The sequence below is a fragment of the Ruegeria sp. R13_0 genome (assembly GCF_017743995.1).
In the GTDB taxonomy this organism is placed as follows: domain Bacteria; phylum Pseudomonadota; class Alphaproteobacteria; order Rhodobacterales; family Rhodobacteraceae; genus Ruegeria.
The window spans coordinates 90,851-104,968 of the sequence record NZ_JAGHRB010000014.1 but is presented as its reverse complement, the minus strand read 5'-3'; the positions used below and the strand labels follow the sequence as shown (position 1 = coordinate 104,968).

Sequence of the window (14,118 nt, the reverse complement as noted above, 5' to 3'; positions counted from 1 at the left end):
AAGTCGTTGTTGTAGGCTTTGCTGACGCTACCAGTTTGTTGGATGTAGCGAGTTGGAGTGAGCTAGCGCGCACCCCTTCAAATCCGCCGCTCAACAGCAAGACGCAGTGGCTCGCAAGTCAAAACAAGCAATTCATGATTGACCGAGATAGTCTTTCGATAACCGAACCAAGGTTCCTCCGTCCGTTACCCAAGAAACTGGTTTATTTGAATTAGCGGCCATTCGCGCAATCGTTGCAAATTGGCACTTTGTCCCACCGACCTACCATCCGACACTGAAGTTTGAACGTCTGGAATGTGCGGTTAGCATCCTGCCGCATGAGCAATATCCTAAAGCACGATCAATGGCGGCTTCGGGCTCAGTGCCACCACTGAACACTTAAGCAGCAAAGGACTGTTACAGGGCGATCCACAAAGTACATTGCACACTCGGTACCAACGATTAAGTTGAAACAAAGCAGAGTTGTCTCATCCAACTGATCCTATATTTTTGTAAGATATGAATAATTTTGATGCCACGGATTGGGAAATCCGACTGTCCAATGCTTTGAGCGGACTTGCAAAAGTCCAAGACAGTTTCTTGCGAGATTATTGGGAAACCAATGGGTATCCGACGCAGTATACTTACAATGGAAAGGACGAAACTCCATTTCCGACAGAGGCCTACTACCAAGTCTACAATGATGCATTGACCGCCAAACTGGGCGATCAAAGGCGATACTACAAACCGCTAGTAGGGGCGCTTGCGCCGGTAAGATCTCTTCTGCGCATCCACCCAGCATTTGCTTCGATACTCAGGATGCAGCTTGGACCTGAAGCTGTTCATGTTGGAATTTTGAACGGCAGCACTTACACTGACGTCGCCCAACTCATTTCTGGGGTGATGGCTCGACAATACTATCGATCCAGCAAAAAATTCCTGAACACTGTCCAGGAGTTAAATTCTTTGCTGTCGCTTGCGTCGCGACATGCGACCTCGCCCTTGAGTAGTGATTTCGACTTGGGCTTGGATGTCGATCTGTTTTATGGCGTAGAAATTCCGCATAAGATCGAGCTGGGCTATGGGCTCGTAGGGGAAATTGCAGAGGTCGTGGACAGCGGTAGTTGGACCATTGCCAGCAATAAAAGAATATCATGCAGCCACGGGGCGTCGGCTGTATCGCGGTGTAACGCATTTCCAATCAAGCCCTTCAAATAGAGCTTCAAACTGCGATTTGTTGATGCTGATAACGCCATCCCGCATTTGCGGCCATTCAAATCCCCTGCCTTCTATTCGCTTGTAGGTCATCACAAGACCAGTTCCATCCCAGACGATGAGTTTGAGTCGATCCGACCGCTTGGAACGAAAAATGAAGATAGCGCCACTGAATGGGTCGAGGTCAAATTCGTTCATAACAATGGATGCTAATCCGTCCATACCCTTCCTGAAGTCGACCGGCCTAGTTGCAACGTAGAATTTGAAGTTCCCTGCTGGCGCGATCATGTGTCGCCCTCAAACGATTTGATCAACGCAGTGAGCTGATTGAGTGGGTAATTTGAAGGAAGCAGGACCTCACAGGTGCCACGCTTGAAGATGATGTGCCCTTGTGCCACTGGCATCGGCTCTTCGACCGCGTCGACCTTAATCTCTGCAAAGACAGGTTGCGATTTTACCTTCAGAGTAGAGTGCGGTCCTGGAGCTTTCCGCTCAGCGTCTTTTTTCCATTCGGAGGCGGTACCACTTGAGATGCCGCATGTCTTTGCGACATCGCGTGTTGATAGACGTCCAGTTCTCATGCGTTGACCCACTTCATTTTTGAATTTTCTGGGCCACAGTCGACGGCCGTCCTTCCCAACGGGAATTGAATAGCCATAGGCATGGAAGACTTTTTCGATTTTCTGGTCACTTGCGAGTTCACCTAGAGCTTGAGAATTCATGATGCCTGTATCCTTTTGGAGGCATCATGTACTTCTAGGTGTTGGCTGATGAGATACTATCTAAGGGGTCAGATGCAACGCTTACCATCAACCTAAACTCGAGAAATGTGAGCACGCATCAAAACGTGCTCTTGGGTGCTGCCATACGGGAACTAGTCATCAGTCGGAGTAATTGGCCTATTGGCGTCAAGGTTTCAGCCCCTCTTTGTGACATTTTCCTCAAACGCGACCTTGAAGGCGGCCTGTTTGTCGGGGCTGGCTTCGGTCTGGTAGTTGGCTTTCCATTCATCCATGGTCATGCCGTAGAAAATCTGACGGGCTTCGTCTTTGCCAATCTCTATGCCTTTTTCGTTGGCCGCCTCCTGATACCAGCGTGACAGGCAGTTGCGGCAGAAGCCGGCCAGATTCATCATGTCAATATTCTGAACGTCCGTGCGATCTTCCATCAAGTGCTTTTGCAGCCGACGGAATGCTGCGGCTTGAAGTTCGATTTCGGTTTGCTTGTCCATGGTCTGGCTCCGAAGAATTGGATGGGGTCTGTTTCCGAATTAACGCTCTGATGTGCGTGTTTCAACTGACTCTGCATTAGGCCAGTTTCAATGCCAGCCACGGAATGATGCAGAAAATCAGCGTGAGGATTTTGTAGTTGGCCAGATAGCGAAAATAGGCACGCTTTACATCAGGCTGTTCCATTTGGAACATTCCGGCATGAACGCCTGCAATCCAATCCTGTAGCAGCACAATCATAAGGGTTGTGAACAGCAAAACAGCGATGTTCAGTATTGCCATCCAGCCAAAAACACTTGTCACCAACTCGTGTGTCATGGTCACCTCCTCCCCAGTCTCTAATGTGGGGGCTGAAGGTGCAGCTCACAATAATGTGCGATCAAAGGCCGCTGTCTGCTAGCGCATCCTGAAGGATCACTGCGAGCCGTTCTGCCCAGGCCCGCTGTCCCGCGTGATCCGCGATCAGATCATTGCGAAGCTCGATCAATGCATTTGGTCGACCGTGCGAGGTGCAATGCGTGTCGATGGCATCGCCGGGCAGAACGCCGGTATAGGGCTCATTCACGCCGACGCACAAACCGTCTTCGGCCTTCAGGCGGTTGATCAGAGGGCGTGAGAAGCGCTCATCCGGGGTGTGCAGAACGCCTACATGCCAAGGGCGTGGTTCGCGACCGCGGAGTTGGCGGGTGAAAGAGTGCATAGACACGATCACCGCATGGGGTAGGGCGGCCAACCTCCCAAGCGCGTCGTGATAAGGACGGTAGCACATGTCCAAACGCCGTTCACGCTCGGCCGCATCAGCGTGGCGATTGCCGGGTATGATCGAACCGTCATAGAGCTTCATCAGCAGGGTCGGGTCATCCTCACCCCGGTTCGGATCAATCACAAGGCGCGAGAAATTGGCTGCGATGACCGGCGCGTTCAGGATCTCGCCCAGATGTTTCGAGACCTCGTAGGCGCCGACATCATAGGCGATGTGGCGTTCCATATCTTCGCGCGGCAACCCCAGATCCCCGCCGTTGATTTCGGGAGGGACGGTGTTGGTCGCATGATCGCAGGTGATCAGCCATCGGGACGGGCGATCCTCGCCATGGATAAAAAACGGAGTGTATGTCATGTGCCTGTCATCAAGTTTGCGGCAGGTGTATGGCAGTTGCTTCCAAAAGGGAATTGCGCAATAACCACCCACATACTGTTTGCGGTAACATTGCCGCATGACCGAGGGATTGAGGAGAGCGAAACCAGTGCGACGCCTTAGAAATGTAAAAATCGTGGCGACGCTGGGACCGGCGTCCAATGACTATGACACCATCCGGGCTTTGCATGAGGCAGGGGCCGACGTCTTTCGCCTGAACATGAGCCATGGCAGCCATGACGAGATCCGCGAACGGCATCGTATCATTCGTCAGGTGGAAAAGGATCTGGACAGCCCGATCGCGATCCTGGCCGATCTTCAAGGCCCGAAGCTGCGCGTTGGGGTTTTTGCTAATGATGCGGAAGAACTGGTAGAGGGCGCGGCATTCCGGCTGGACCTCGACCCCGAGGCCGGAGACATCAACCGTGTCTGCCTACCACACCCAGAGATTTTTGCGGCGCTGGAACCCGGTGCGCGGTTGCTGGTCAATGACGGTAAGATCCGTCTGACCGTGCAGGATTGCGGTCAGGATTTCGCCAATTGTACTGTCGAAGTCGGAGGGACGATTTCGAACCGCAAGGGTGTGAACGTGCCTGATGTGCTGCTGCCACTGGCGGCCTTGTCAGCCAAGGATCGCGACGATCTGGAGTTTGTGTGCCAACTGGGCGTGGATTGGCTGGCGCTTAGCTTTGTGCAGCGGGCCAAGGACGTGTTCGAGGCGCGCGCGCTGGCGGATGGACGAGCGTCGATCCTGTCGAAGATCGAAAAGCCCGCAGCGGTTGAGGCGTTTGACGATATCCTCGACGCATCGGATGGGATCATGGTGGCCCGTGGCGATCTGGGGGTTGAGCTGCCGGTTTCGGCTGTTCCTCCGATCCAGAAACGTCTGGTTCGCAAGTGCCGCGGGGCGGCTAAACCGGTGATCGTGGCGACCCAGATGCTGGAGAGCATGATCGAAAGCCCGATGCCAACCCGCGCCGAGGTCTCGGACGTTGCAACCGCGATTTACGAAGGCACGGATGCCATCATGCTCAGCGCGGAATCTGCGGCCGGTTCTTACCCGATCGAGGCCGTGCAGACCATGAACAAGGTCGCCATCGAGGTCGAGGCCGACCCGACCTACACGCAGATCATCGCGGCCTCGCGGACTGCCAAAGGGTCGACCATCGCGGACGGTATCGTGGCAGCTGCGCGCGAGATCGCGGAAAAGACTGACATCAAAGCGATCTGCTGTTTCACTCAAAGCGGCACCACAGCGCTGTTGACTGCGCGTGAACGGCCCGGCGTGCCGATCATCGCCATGACGCCAGCGACCGGAACCGCCCGCCGCCTGTGCCTGAGCTGGGGCTGCCACTGTGTGATGACGCCCGAGCTTGAGCGGTTCAAAGGGGCCGTGGTCAATGCGGCCCGCGCCGCGCGCGCAGGGGGCTTCGCCGCCGAGAGCGATCAGATCGTTGTCACTGCAGGCGTTCCGTTCAATGTCCCCGGAACCACCAATATTCTGCGTATTGCCCCTTGTGACGAGCGTCTGATCTACAACACCGATCCGGGATGAGTCCGCCCGGATTTCAGGAAGGATCATATTGAGAATTCCCAAGCCGCCTATTTTTGGGCGGCTTTTCTTGTTTGTTTTCAAGAGGAAGGTGCCCGTAGGGTTGTATTCAGCAAAAATACCTCTGTTTTTTGGTGATTTTGCCGGATACTGAGCCTTAGGGCGATCATCTTAGATAGTTCCAGGTTCCGGTCGCCCAACCGGGGGCACGGGTCCCGGTCAAACCAGAAAAATAATGGAGGAACGTCATGACAACAAAGATTGTCATTGGACTGGACGGGACAGAAACCGGAGAGCGCGCCATCGCCTTTGCCAAGGATTTGGCCGGGCGAATTGGCTCATGCGAAATGCTGGTTGTCTATGTCATCGAATGGTCCCCTTTCACTTTCCAAACACCGGAAGAAAACGCCCAACGGCACAAGCGGCGCGAGGAAGAGGTCGAACTGGCCACGTCGCGGATCATTGCCCCTACGGTTGAGGCACTGAAGGCCGATGGGTTCGAAGCAAACGGCATAGTGCGCCATGGCGACGTGGCCGAGACGCTGAACGCGATCACGGTTGAAAACGGCGGCACTCAGATCATCGTCGGCCGCGCCTCGGCGGACGGGTTCAAGAAACGGCTGTTTGGAAGCTCGACTCAGAACTTGGTGATGCATGCCGACGTGCCTGTCACGGTCGTGAACTGAGCGGAGGGATTAGGATGAATATGCTTCAAAAACTGGGCTTTGGTGCGACCATGGCTCTGATCTCCGGCCCCGCTTTCGCGCAAGAGGCGCCGGGTCTGGACGACAAGATCAATCAGGCTTTTGCCGATGCTACGGGACCCTTCGTCAGCTTTATCTTCGCGCCGTTTCCGGGCACTGGATTCCCATGGATTGTGGGGTGGCTGGTCGTCGCGGCCACAGTGTTTTCGCTCTATTTTGCCTTTGTGCAATTCCGATTCTTCGGACACTCGATCAGCTTGGTTAAAGGCGATTACTCCGACCCCAATGACGCGGGTGAGGTCAGCCATTTTCAGGCCCTTGCCACCGCGCTGTCGGGGACCGTTGGTCTTGGCAATATCGCCGGTGTGGCGGTTGCCATAGGGATCGGTGGTCCGGGTGCAACATTCTGGATGATCGTTGCGGGCCTGCTGGGCATGGCGTCGAAATTCACCGAATGTACGTTGGGTGTGAAATACCGCAACGAATATGAAGACGGCACCGTCTCGGGTGGCCCGATGTATTACATGTCAAAGGGCTTTGCCGAGTTGGGCCTGCCGGGCGGCAAGATCCTGGCCGTACTGTTCTCGATCTTCTGTATCCTAGGCGCATTGGGCGGCGGCAACATGTTCCAGGCCAATCAGGCGCACCAGCAGATTGCCGGGATTGTCGGAGACTATCCGGGCTGGATCACAGGTCTGGTCTTTGCGGGCATCGTCTTTGCGGTGATCGTGGGTGGCCTGAAATCCATTGCGCGCGTGACCGAAAAGGTCGTGCCGTTCATGGGTGTCATGTACGTGCTGGCGGCGCTGGTCATCATCCTGATGCACGCCGACCAGATCGGCTGGGCCTTTGGTCAGATCTTCGCAGGTGCCTTCACCGGGCTTGGCGTTGCTGGCGGCATGGTCGGTGCGCTGATCCAGGGCTTCCGTCGTGCGGCGTTCTCGAACGAAGCGGGCGTGGGTTCCGCGGCGATTGCGCACTCGGCCGTGCGGACCAAAGAACCGATCACCGAGGGCTTCGTCTCGCTGCTTGAGCCGTTCATCGACACGGTTGTGATCTGTACCATGACTGCGCTGGTGATCATCATCACCCAGCAACTGATCGTTGACCCGGCAACCGGCAACTACATGCTAAACGAAGCGGGCAATGCGATTGCAACGGTCGACGGCAATACCGGCGTCAGCCTGACCTCGGCGGCCTTCGGCAGCGCGTTCAGCTGGTTCCCGTTCATTCTGGCGATTGCCGTGGTCCTGTTTGCCTTCTCGACGATGATCAGCTGGTCCTATTATGGCCTCAAGGCCTGGACCTATCTGTTCGGCGAAGGCCAAACCAAAGAGTTGGTCTTCAAGATCATCTTCTGCATCTTCGTTGTCATTGGTGCGGCGGCCAACCTTGGCCCGGTCATCGACTTCTCGGATGCGGCGATCTTTGCGATGGCGGTTGTGAACGTCTTTGCGCTCTACTTCCTGATGAAAGTGGTGCGTCAGGAGCTGGCCTCCTACTCCGAACGTCTGAAGAGCGGCGAAATCCGCAAATTCAGCCACTAAACACTTTACCGGGGCAGCCCTGTGCTGCCCCGGTGCATTGGCCACTGCGAAAAGCGCAGATTCTGAGCCAAACCCCCTTGCCAGTATGACCGAACTTGCGTAAACGGCGCATCTGATCGCGTGACCGGCCGAGATGGCATGCCGAGTCGCGTTTAGTACCGAACCCTGAAAGGAGACGGAAATGCCTAAGATGAAGACCAAGTCGAGCGCCAAGAAGCGCTTCAAGGTGACTGCGACCGGTAAGGTCCTTGCTGGCCAGGCCGGCAAACGGCACGGCATGATCAAGCGGACCAAGAAGTTCATCCGCGATGCTCGTGGCAACACCACCCTGTCCGCCCCCGACGCCAAGATCGTCAAGGGCTACATGCCCTACGACCGCTAAGAGGAGATTAAGAGATGTCCCGCGTTAAAGGTGGAACCGTAACTCACGCCCGTCACAAGAAGGTTATCAAGGCCGCCAAAGGTTACTATGGCCGCCGCAAGAGCACCTTCAAAGTTGCCCGTCAGGCCGTAGACAAGGCCAACCAGTATGCAACTCGCGACCGTAAGAACCGCAAGCGCAACTTCCGCGCGCTGTGGATTCAGCGTATCAACGCTGCTGTCCGTTCGCATGACGAGGCTCTGACATATTCCCGCTTCATCAACGGCCTGAACCTGGCCGGTATCGAAGTGGACCGCAAAGTTCTGGCCGACCTGGCCGTACACGAACCGGAAGCGTTCGGTGCGATCGTCGCCAAAGCTCAGGCCGCTCTGGCTGCCTGATCTCTGAAAAGAGAGACAGTGAACAAAGGGCCGTCCCATTTGGGGCGGTCCTTTTTGTTTCGGATGTGCCTGTCCCCTAATGGGGCCAAGATCAATCCTCGGCTGGTGGAACGGCACGCTGATATAGGTGCCACGTGGTGTGGCCAAGGATCGGCAGGGTGAAGATCAGGCCCAGAAAGGCTGGGATCAGCGAGAGCAGCATGGTTGCCGAGATGATTGCCGCCCAACCCAGCATCACCACCGGGTTCTCGGTGACGACCCGGATCGAGGCCAGCATGGCCGATACGAAGTTGGTCTCTCGGTCCAGAAGCAGCGGCATAGCGACGACGGTGACCGAAAACAGCACGGCCGAAAGGCCCGCGCCGATGCAGGTGCCAATGGCTAGAAACGTCCAGCCCTCGGACGTGAAGAAGACGGTGTTCAGAAACCCGTCAAAATCCGAGAAGGAGGCATTCTGCAGGATGATCGCCAACCAAAGGCGCACCTGATAGACCCAAACCCAGAATATAAACAGGGTGACAAAGGCCATCCAGCCCATCTCGCGTTTGCGTTGATTGGCCATCACCGTCAGGATATCGGACCAGCCGAACTGTTCCCCACTCTGCAATCGTCGGGACATTTCATACAGCCCGGCAGCGGCAAAGGGCGCGACCAGTGGAAAGCCCACAATGGCCGGAATGATCATCCAGACCTTGCCGAGCCAGATCAGGCACCACACAAAGACAAGGCCAAAAACGGCGTAGAACAGGCCGAAAAACCCGCTCATGACAGGGCGGGCCAGAAAGTCCGCCACGCCCGCCTTCAACGAGTCCTTGATATCCTGCGCGCTTACAGTGTTGACCTTGAGCGCTGCACCTTGCGGCGATGCCATATCGCCCGACGGGTCCGTGTCTGAGGTTTTGGGTGTCATGATACACTCCTCTGCATGCAAGTCTGCGCCGGTTGATACGCAAGAGCAAGAGGTGTGTCTGATCTTCTGGTTAGTAAAAAGGCTTGCGACCCAGAGGTCGGGAAACCGGGGCGCGATTGCCCGGTTTCCCGTTTTTCATTCTCTAGCCGAACACACGTCCCAGCGCGCCGTCGACCGCATCGGTGATCTGGTCGATATCATCCGCCGTCGCGATGAGCGCAGGCGAGAAACACAGCGTGTTGTTGCGACCCGGCAGCGAGCGGTTGGTCGCGCCGATGATGACACCCTGCGCCATGCAGTCTGCCACCACGGCCTGTACCTTCTTTTCGTCCATCGGTTCACGCGTGGAGCGGTCTGCAACCAGTTCAGCGCCCAGGAACAGGCCTTTGCCGCGCACATCGCCGATGACCTTATGCTTCTCCATTAGCGCTTGCAGGTTACCCATCATGCGATCGCCCATGTCGACGCAGTTGCCCAGCAGGTTCTCATCCTCGATGATACGCATATTCTCGATCGCAGCCGCCGGGCCAGCGGTGCAGCCCCCGAAGGTCGAGATGTCGCGGAAGTAGTTCATCGGATCCGCCGCATCGTCTTTGAACATGTCAAAGACCTCTTCGGTGGTAACCAGACAGGCGATGGCCGCATAGCCCGAGGCAACGCCTTTGGCCATGGTGACAAAGTCAGGCTTCACGCCATACTGCTGGTAGCCGAACCAAGTGCCTGTCCGACCGACGCCGCACACGACCTCATCAATATGCAGCAGCACATCGTACTTCTTGCAGATCTCCTGAACGCGCTGCCAGTAGCCTTCGGGTGCTTCGATCACGCCGCCACCTGCGGTCACCGGCTCAAGGCAAAGTGCGCCAACGGTGTCTGGCCCTTCGCGCAGGATGACCTCTTCGATCTGGTCCGCGGCCCATTCGCCAAAGTTCTCTTCCGGCGCGCCGTTCAGTTCGTGCTTGCGGTATTCCATGCAATGGGGAACACGTACGAAATCCGGAGCAAACGGGCCGTATTGCGCGTTGCGCTCATCCTGACCACCCGCCGACATCGCCGCCAGGGTCGAGCCGTGATAGTCGCGGTCGCGATACAGGATCTTGGTCTTCTTGCCGCCGTATTTCTTGTGGGCGATCTGGCGAACCATCTTGAAGGCTTTCTCATTCGCCTCAGAACCCGAGTTCATATAGTAGACGCGGCTCATGCCCGGCATCTTTTCAATCAGCTTTTCTGCGAAGATAGAACCGGGAATCGACCCTGCCGAATTCGCAAAATAGCAAAGCTTCATCAGCTGATCATAGACCGCCTTGCAGATGGATTCGCGGCCATAGCCGACGTTCACCGTCCAGACGCCGCCCGAGACCGCATCCAGATGCTCTTTGCCTTTCTGGTCCCAGACACGCATGCCTTTGCCTTCGACAATGATGCGGGGATCGTTTGTTTCAAAGGGTTTATGCTGGATCAGGTGGTGCCAGATATGGGCGCGGTCGGCCTCGACCACGCGGGAAAGATCGTTTTCGTTGAACGTGCCGTCCATGACATGTCCTTTCAGTCTGATGCGGTGTGCAGATTGCGGGATCGGTCCCACGATAGCATGAAATTGCGATGGCCCAGATCACCGCGAATGGGGTCGCGAATATAGGGCCAGATGTCATCATAGCGTATCGCCAGAGCCCCGCCACTTGTCGTATTTCTACAAGATGGTCACAGCCCCGTGTTTATGGTCATGTGGCGACACACGCGAATTGGGAGGGTTGGCGGATGCAAGCAGCCAATATGTATGAGCGTCATCTGGATAAGAACCGTGCGAATTACACGCCGCTATCCCCGCTAAGCTTCATTGAACGGACGGCGGCGGTGTATCCCGATTACCCGTCCGTCGTCTATGGAGACCGTCGCTACAGCTGGGCGCAGACCTATGCGCGCTGCCGCCGTCTTGCCAGCGCCCTGACGGCCCGTGGGGTGGGCAAGGGCGATACCGTCTCGATCATCGCCGCGAACATCCCTGAGCTCTATGAGGCCCATTTTGGCATTCCCATGGTTGGCGCTGTTTTGAACGCGATCAACACGCGCCTCGATGCGCCGATCATCGCCTTCATCCTTAACCACTCCGAGGCCAAGGTGCTGCTGGTCGACCCTGAGTTTTCCGCCGTCGTTAAAGAGGCGCTGCCGCAGGTCGATCATGACCTTCTGGTGATCGATATCGAAGATCCCAGTTTTGAGGGTGGCGAACGCCTTGGCAGCCTGACTTATGAGGCCCTGCTGGATGAAGGCGACCCCGAGTTTGAATGGTCTCTGCCCGCGGATGAGTGGGACGCGATCACGCTCAACTACACCTCTGGCACGACCGGCAACCCCAAGGGCGTGGTCTATCACCACCGAGGCGCGGCCCTGAACGCCCAGTCCGACCTGCTGGATTGGGGCATGCCGAAGCATTCGGTCTACCTGTGGACCCTGCCGATGTTCCACTGCAATGGCTGGTGTTTCCCCTGGGCCATGGCGCTGAATGCCGGGGTCTCGGTCTGCTTGCGTGCGGTTCGGGCCGAGCCGATCTATGCCGCCTTCCGGGAAGAGAAAGTCACCCATTTCTGTGGCGCGCCGATCGTGCTGAACATGCTGGCGCATGCCCCCGATCACCTCAAGGATTTCGACCACCAGATCAAAGTGATGACTGCCGGTGCCCCGCCGCCTGCCGCCGTAATCGAAGCGATGGAGGGGATGGGCGTCGAGGTGACCCATGTCTACGGCCTGACCGAGACTTATGGCCCTTCGGTCGTCTGCGCGTGGAAGGATGAATGGAACCAGAAGAGCGCGGCTGAACGGGCCGCCCTCAAGGTTCGGCAAGGCGTGCGCTATTCGGCGCTTTCGGGCCTGATGGTGGCCGATCCCGAAACGCTAGAGCCTGTGCCCGCCGATGGCGAAACCATGGGTGAGATCTTCATGCAGGGCAATGTGGTGATGAAAGGCTACCTCAAGAACCCCGATGCCACCGACAAGGCGTTCAACGGCGGTTGGTTTGCCTCGGGCGATCTGGGGGTGATGTACCCCGATGGTTATGTCGCGCTGAAGGACCGGTCCAAGGACATCATTGTCTCGGGCGGTGAGAATATCTCATCCGTCGAGGTTGAGGGGGTTCTTTACAAGCACCCTGCCGTCATGGAGGCCGCAGTGGTCGCCCGCCCGGATGAGAAATGGGGTGAAACCCCCTGCGCTTTCGTTGAGCTAAAGCCCGAGGCCAGCGCAACCGAGGCTGATCTGATTGCGTTCTGCCGGGACAACATGGCCCATTTCAAAGCACCCAAGACCGTGGTGTTCGGGACTTTGCCCAAGACATCCACCGGCAAGGTTCAGAAATTCGTGCTTAGGGATCAGGCGCGGGCGTTGGGCTAGGCCTTGTCGAAAATCGACAGGTCCAGATCCAAAAGCTCTCCCATCCACAACGCGTGATCACGGTGGTCGGCCAAGTGATCGCCGGTCTCAGCATGGGTGAAGATCGTCAGGCCCTGCCGGTTGAACATCAACCACGGGATGACCTGATCAAACGCGTCGGCGGCAAAGCCCAGTTGGCAGCTCCACCTCGGATGCGGGCCAACCGGGCGCGCGTGCATGCGTCCCATCTGCACAGGAAAAAGGCGGGCCGCCTCTTCGCAGATGTGTTGCGCTAAATCCTGTGTGTCGGCGTCGAAATAGACATGGGCGTGATAGCCGGTGATCTCAGACATCGGGGGCCTCATTGCTTGGATGCAATGAACCTAGGCGGTCTTGGTCCTCAATCCTACCAACACCGGCACACAGGTGCTGTGCGGCATGGCTCAGGGTTTGAGAGGGTCCTCCAGCGCCGGAAGTACAGTGCCATGGCAGGTTCCGAACCCGATTGTATAGCCATCCCCTTGCGCAGAGCCGGACAGGGTGAGCGTGTCTCCGTCTTCAAGGAAGCTGCGGGACTCACCAGTCTCAAGGCTCAACGGGTCCTTGCCGCCCCAGCTGAGTTCCAGCAGCGAACCTCGGGTATCGCGCGTCGGCCCGGAAATCGTGCCGGAGCCCAGCAGATCACCGGTGTTCATCGGGCAGCCTGAGCTGGCGTGATGGGCCAGTTGTTGTGCGGCGGAATAGTACATCTCGCTGTAATTCGTGCGGGTGATTGTGGTCGCCGCCTGGCCTTCGGGGGCCAGCGTCACCTCAAGCGAAAGGTCATAGAGCATCGGGCCACAATCCTTTAGGTGATCCAGCAACTCGAATTCGCGTTCGGGAGTGTCACAGCGGAACGGTTCCAGCGCTGGTTTGGTTACGATCCAAGGGCTGATTGATGTGGCCGTGGCCTTGGCTTGGAACGGCCCAAGGGGCTGATACTCCCACGCTTGAATGTCACGGGCGGACCAGTCGTTCAGCAGAACGTAGCCGAAGATATGATCGTCCGCCTGCTGCACCGAGATCGGGCCGTCGGACGGAGTGCCAACGATTGCCCCCATTTCAAGCTCAAAGTCGAAGCGGCGGCTGGGCAGGAAGGCGGGTTTGTCCTGATCGGGCGACTTCAGTTGCCCCCACGGACGGCGGATATCCGTACCCGACACCACGACCGAGGATGCCCGGCCATTATACCCAATCGGTATATGCAGCCAGTTCGGCGGCAGCGCGTTCTCGGGGTCCCGGAACATCGAGCCCACGTTGAAGGCGTGATGCCGGCCGGCGTAGAAATCGGTGTATTCGCTGACCGCGAAGGGCATGTGCATGACAACCGCGCTTTGCGGTACCAGCAAGGGCTCCACCACCTCTTGCTCCGTCGCGCCTTCGGACAGAAGCGCCGTTAGGCGGTCGCGCAGGGCGGCCCAGACGGCAGGGCCTTGCTCCATCAAAGGGTTCCAGAACGGCAGGTCGAAAAGCGGCTCATCGGTCAGAGTGATGACCCCTTCGGCCTCGGCTGCGGTGACATCCAGGATCATGTCCCCAATGGCAACGCCGCATCTGGGCTCCTCATCGCTAAGGGCAAAGACCCCATAGGGCAGGTTGTTCAACGGAAAGGGATGGGTCGCGTCATTGGCCGAGGCGACCCAGGATTTCAGCAAAGGCATCTTTTGATCCTTGTCTTGG

Annotated in this window: 17 protein-coding genes; 8 read left to right on the top strand and 9 right to left on the bottom strand. The window is 57.2% G+C overall.

All coding sequences use genetic code 11. The features are described 5' to 3' along the window. Positions 1-215, top strand: a 215-nt coding sequence (locus J7394_RS18105; protein ID WP_209255176.1) for a hypothetical protein, incomplete at its 5' end; no start/stop codon positions are given. Between the two features lie 283 nt (positions 216-498). Continuing rightward, positions 499-1,197, top strand: a complete 699-nt coding sequence (locus J7394_RS18100) for a hypothetical protein (RefSeq protein WP_209255174.1) — start codon at positions 499-501, stop codon at positions 1,195-1,197. On the opposite strand, the gene tnpB is transcribed toward J7394_RS18100, so the two are convergent. The 5 genes from tnpB to J7394_RS18075 form a co-directional block, all read right to left on the bottom strand. Continuing rightward, positions 1,132-1,416, bottom strand: a complete 285-nt coding sequence (gene tnpB, locus J7394_RS23130) for an IS66 family insertion sequence element accessory protein TnpB (RefSeq protein WP_371812073.1) — start codon at positions 1,414-1,416, stop codon at positions 1,132-1,134. The two genes, J7394_RS18100 and tnpB, sit on opposite strands and share 66 nt — an antisense overlap. A 62-nt stretch (positions 1,417-1,478) precedes the next feature. Further along, complete coding sequence (locus J7394_RS18090; RefSeq protein WP_209255164.1) at positions 1,479-1,916, bottom strand: hypothetical protein; 438 nt, start codon at positions 1,914-1,916, stop codon at positions 1,479-1,481. A 194-nt stretch (positions 1,917-2,110) separates the two neighbouring features. Continuing rightward, complete coding sequence (locus J7394_RS18085; RefSeq protein ID WP_209255162.1) at positions 2,111-2,425, bottom strand: DUF1244 domain-containing protein; 315 nt, start codon at positions 2,423-2,425, stop codon at positions 2,111-2,113. A gap of 76 nt (positions 2,426-2,501) precedes the next feature. Continuing rightward, on the bottom strand, positions 2,502-2,741 hold the full coding sequence (locus J7394_RS18080) for a DUF6868 family protein (protein ID WP_170642471.1): 240 nt from the start codon (positions 2,739-2,741) through the stop codon (positions 2,502-2,504). A 61-nt stretch (positions 2,742-2,802) separates the two neighbouring features. After that, entirely contained in the window at positions 2,803-3,540 is a 738-nt protein-coding gene (locus J7394_RS18075) for an N-formylglutamate amidohydrolase (RefSeq protein ID WP_209255160.1), read from the bottom strand. 127 nt (positions 3,541-3,667) lie between these two features. Between J7394_RS18075 and pyk the strand changes: the two genes are divergently transcribed. The 5 genes from pyk to rplT all read left to right on the top strand — a co-directional run bounded on the left by pyk (position 3,668) and on the right by rplT (position 8,123). After that, positions 3,668-5,113 (top strand): pyruvate kinase, encoded by a 1,446-nt coding sequence (pyk, locus tag J7394_RS18070; protein ID WP_170475104.1) that lies wholly within the window; start codon positions 3,668-3,670, stop codon positions 5,111-5,113. Positions 5,114-5,358: 245 nt separating this feature from the next. Next, complete coding sequence (locus J7394_RS18065) at positions 5,359-5,796, top strand: universal stress protein (protein WP_209255158.1); 438 nt, start codon at positions 5,359-5,361, stop codon at positions 5,794-5,796. Positions 5,797-5,810: 14 nt separating this feature from the next. Beyond that, the gene (locus tag J7394_RS18060; RefSeq protein WP_209255156.1) at positions 5,811-7,361 is read left to right on the top strand and encodes an alanine/glycine:cation symporter family protein; all 1,551 of its coding nucleotides are present in this window, start codon (positions 5,811-5,813) and stop codon (positions 7,359-7,361) included. A 181-nt stretch (positions 7,362-7,542) separates the two neighbouring features. Next, on the top strand, positions 7,543-7,743 hold the full coding sequence (gene rpmI, locus J7394_RS18055) for a 50S ribosomal protein L35 (RefSeq protein WP_010443552.1): 201 nt from the start codon (positions 7,543-7,545) through the stop codon (positions 7,741-7,743). Positions 7,744-7,757: 14 nt separating this feature from the next. Then, positions 7,758-8,123, top strand: coding sequence for a 50S ribosomal protein L20 (gene rplT, locus J7394_RS18050; protein WP_008756009.1), 366 nt, complete (start codon positions 7,758-7,760; stop codon positions 8,121-8,123). Between the two features lie 91 nt (positions 8,124-8,214). On the opposite strand, the gene J7394_RS18045 is transcribed toward rplT, so the two are convergent. Both J7394_RS18045 and J7394_RS18040 read right to left on the bottom strand, forming a co-directional pair. Then, on the bottom strand, positions 8,215-9,033 hold the full coding sequence (locus J7394_RS18045) for a DUF2189 domain-containing protein (RefSeq protein ID WP_209255154.1): 819 nt from the start codon (positions 9,031-9,033) through the stop codon (positions 8,215-8,217). A gap of 142 nt (positions 9,034-9,175) precedes the next feature. Further along, entirely contained in the window at positions 9,176-10,567 is a 1,392-nt protein-coding gene (locus tag J7394_RS18040) for an aspartate aminotransferase family protein (protein WP_209255150.1), read from the bottom strand. 224 nt (positions 10,568-10,791) lie between these two features. Here J7394_RS18040 and J7394_RS18035 point away from each other — a divergent pair, with 224 nt between their 5' ends. Continuing rightward, positions 10,792-12,420, top strand: a complete 1,629-nt coding sequence (locus tag J7394_RS18035; protein WP_209255142.1) for an acyl-CoA synthetase — start codon at positions 10,792-10,794, stop codon at positions 12,418-12,420. Here J7394_RS18035 and J7394_RS18030 read toward each other — a convergent pair. Beyond that, a complete protein-coding gene (locus J7394_RS18030) occupies positions 12,417-12,752 on the bottom strand; it encodes a DOPA 4,5-dioxygenase family protein (RefSeq protein ID WP_209255134.1) in 336 nt (111 codons plus the stop codon). The two genes, J7394_RS18035 and J7394_RS18030, sit on opposite strands and share 4 nt — an antisense overlap. Positions 12,753-12,842: 90 nt before the next feature. Next, positions 12,843-14,099 (bottom strand): fumarylacetoacetase, encoded by a 1,257-nt coding sequence (gene fahA / locus J7394_RS18025; RefSeq protein ID WP_209255132.1) that lies wholly within the window; start codon positions 14,097-14,099, stop codon positions 12,843-12,845. Between the last annotated feature and the right edge of the window lie 19 nt (positions 14,100-14,118).

Coding starts and splice junctions, on each gene's coding strand:
- J7394_RS18035 (WP_209255142.1), top strand. CDS start 10,792: ATGCAAGCAGCCAATATGTATGAGCGTCATCTGGATAAGAACCGTGCG.
- J7394_RS18045 (WP_209255154.1), bottom strand. CDS start 9,033: ATGACACCCAAAACCTCAGACACGGACCCGTCGGGCGATATGGCATCG.
- J7394_RS18040 (WP_209255150.1), bottom strand. CDS start 10,567: ATGGACGGCACGTTCAACGAAAACGATCTTTCCCGCGTGGTCGAGGCC.
- J7394_RS18085 (WP_209255162.1), bottom strand. CDS start 2,425: ATGGACAAGCAAACCGAAATCGAACTTCAAGCCGCAGCATTCCGTCGG.
- rpmI (WP_010443552.1), top strand. CDS start 7,543: ATGCCTAAGATGAAGACCAAGTCGAGCGCCAAGAAGCGCTTCAAGGTG.
- J7394_RS18075 (WP_209255160.1), bottom strand. CDS start 3,540: ATGACATACACTCCGTTTTTTATCCATGGCGAGGATCGCCCGTCCCGA.
- J7394_RS18100 (WP_209255174.1), top strand. CDS start 499: ATGAATAATTTTGATGCCACGGATTGGGAAATCCGACTGTCCAATGCT.
- rplT (WP_008756009.1), top strand. CDS start 7,758: ATGTCCCGCGTTAAAGGTGGAACCGTAACTCACGCCCGTCACAAGAAG.
- J7394_RS18030 (WP_209255134.1), bottom strand. CDS start 12,752: ATGTCTGAGATCACCGGCTATCACGCCCATGTCTATTTCGACGCCGAC.
- fahA (WP_209255132.1), bottom strand. CDS start 14,099: ATGCCTTTGCTGAAATCCTGGGTCGCCTCGGCCAATGACGCGACCCAT.
- tnpB (WP_371812073.1), bottom strand. CDS start 1,416: ATGGACGGATTAGCATCCATTGTTATGAACGAATTTGACCTCGACCCA.
- J7394_RS18065 (WP_209255158.1), top strand. CDS start 5,359: ATGACAACAAAGATTGTCATTGGACTGGACGGGACAGAAACCGGAGAG.
- J7394_RS18090 (WP_209255164.1), bottom strand. CDS start 1,916: ATGAATTCTCAAGCTCTAGGTGAACTCGCAAGTGACCAGAAAATCGAA.
- J7394_RS18080 (WP_170642471.1), bottom strand. CDS start 2,741: ATGACACACGAGTTGGTGACAAGTGTTTTTGGCTGGATGGCAATACTG.
- J7394_RS18060 (WP_209255156.1), top strand. CDS start 5,811: ATGAATATGCTTCAAAAACTGGGCTTTGGTGCGACCATGGCTCTGATC.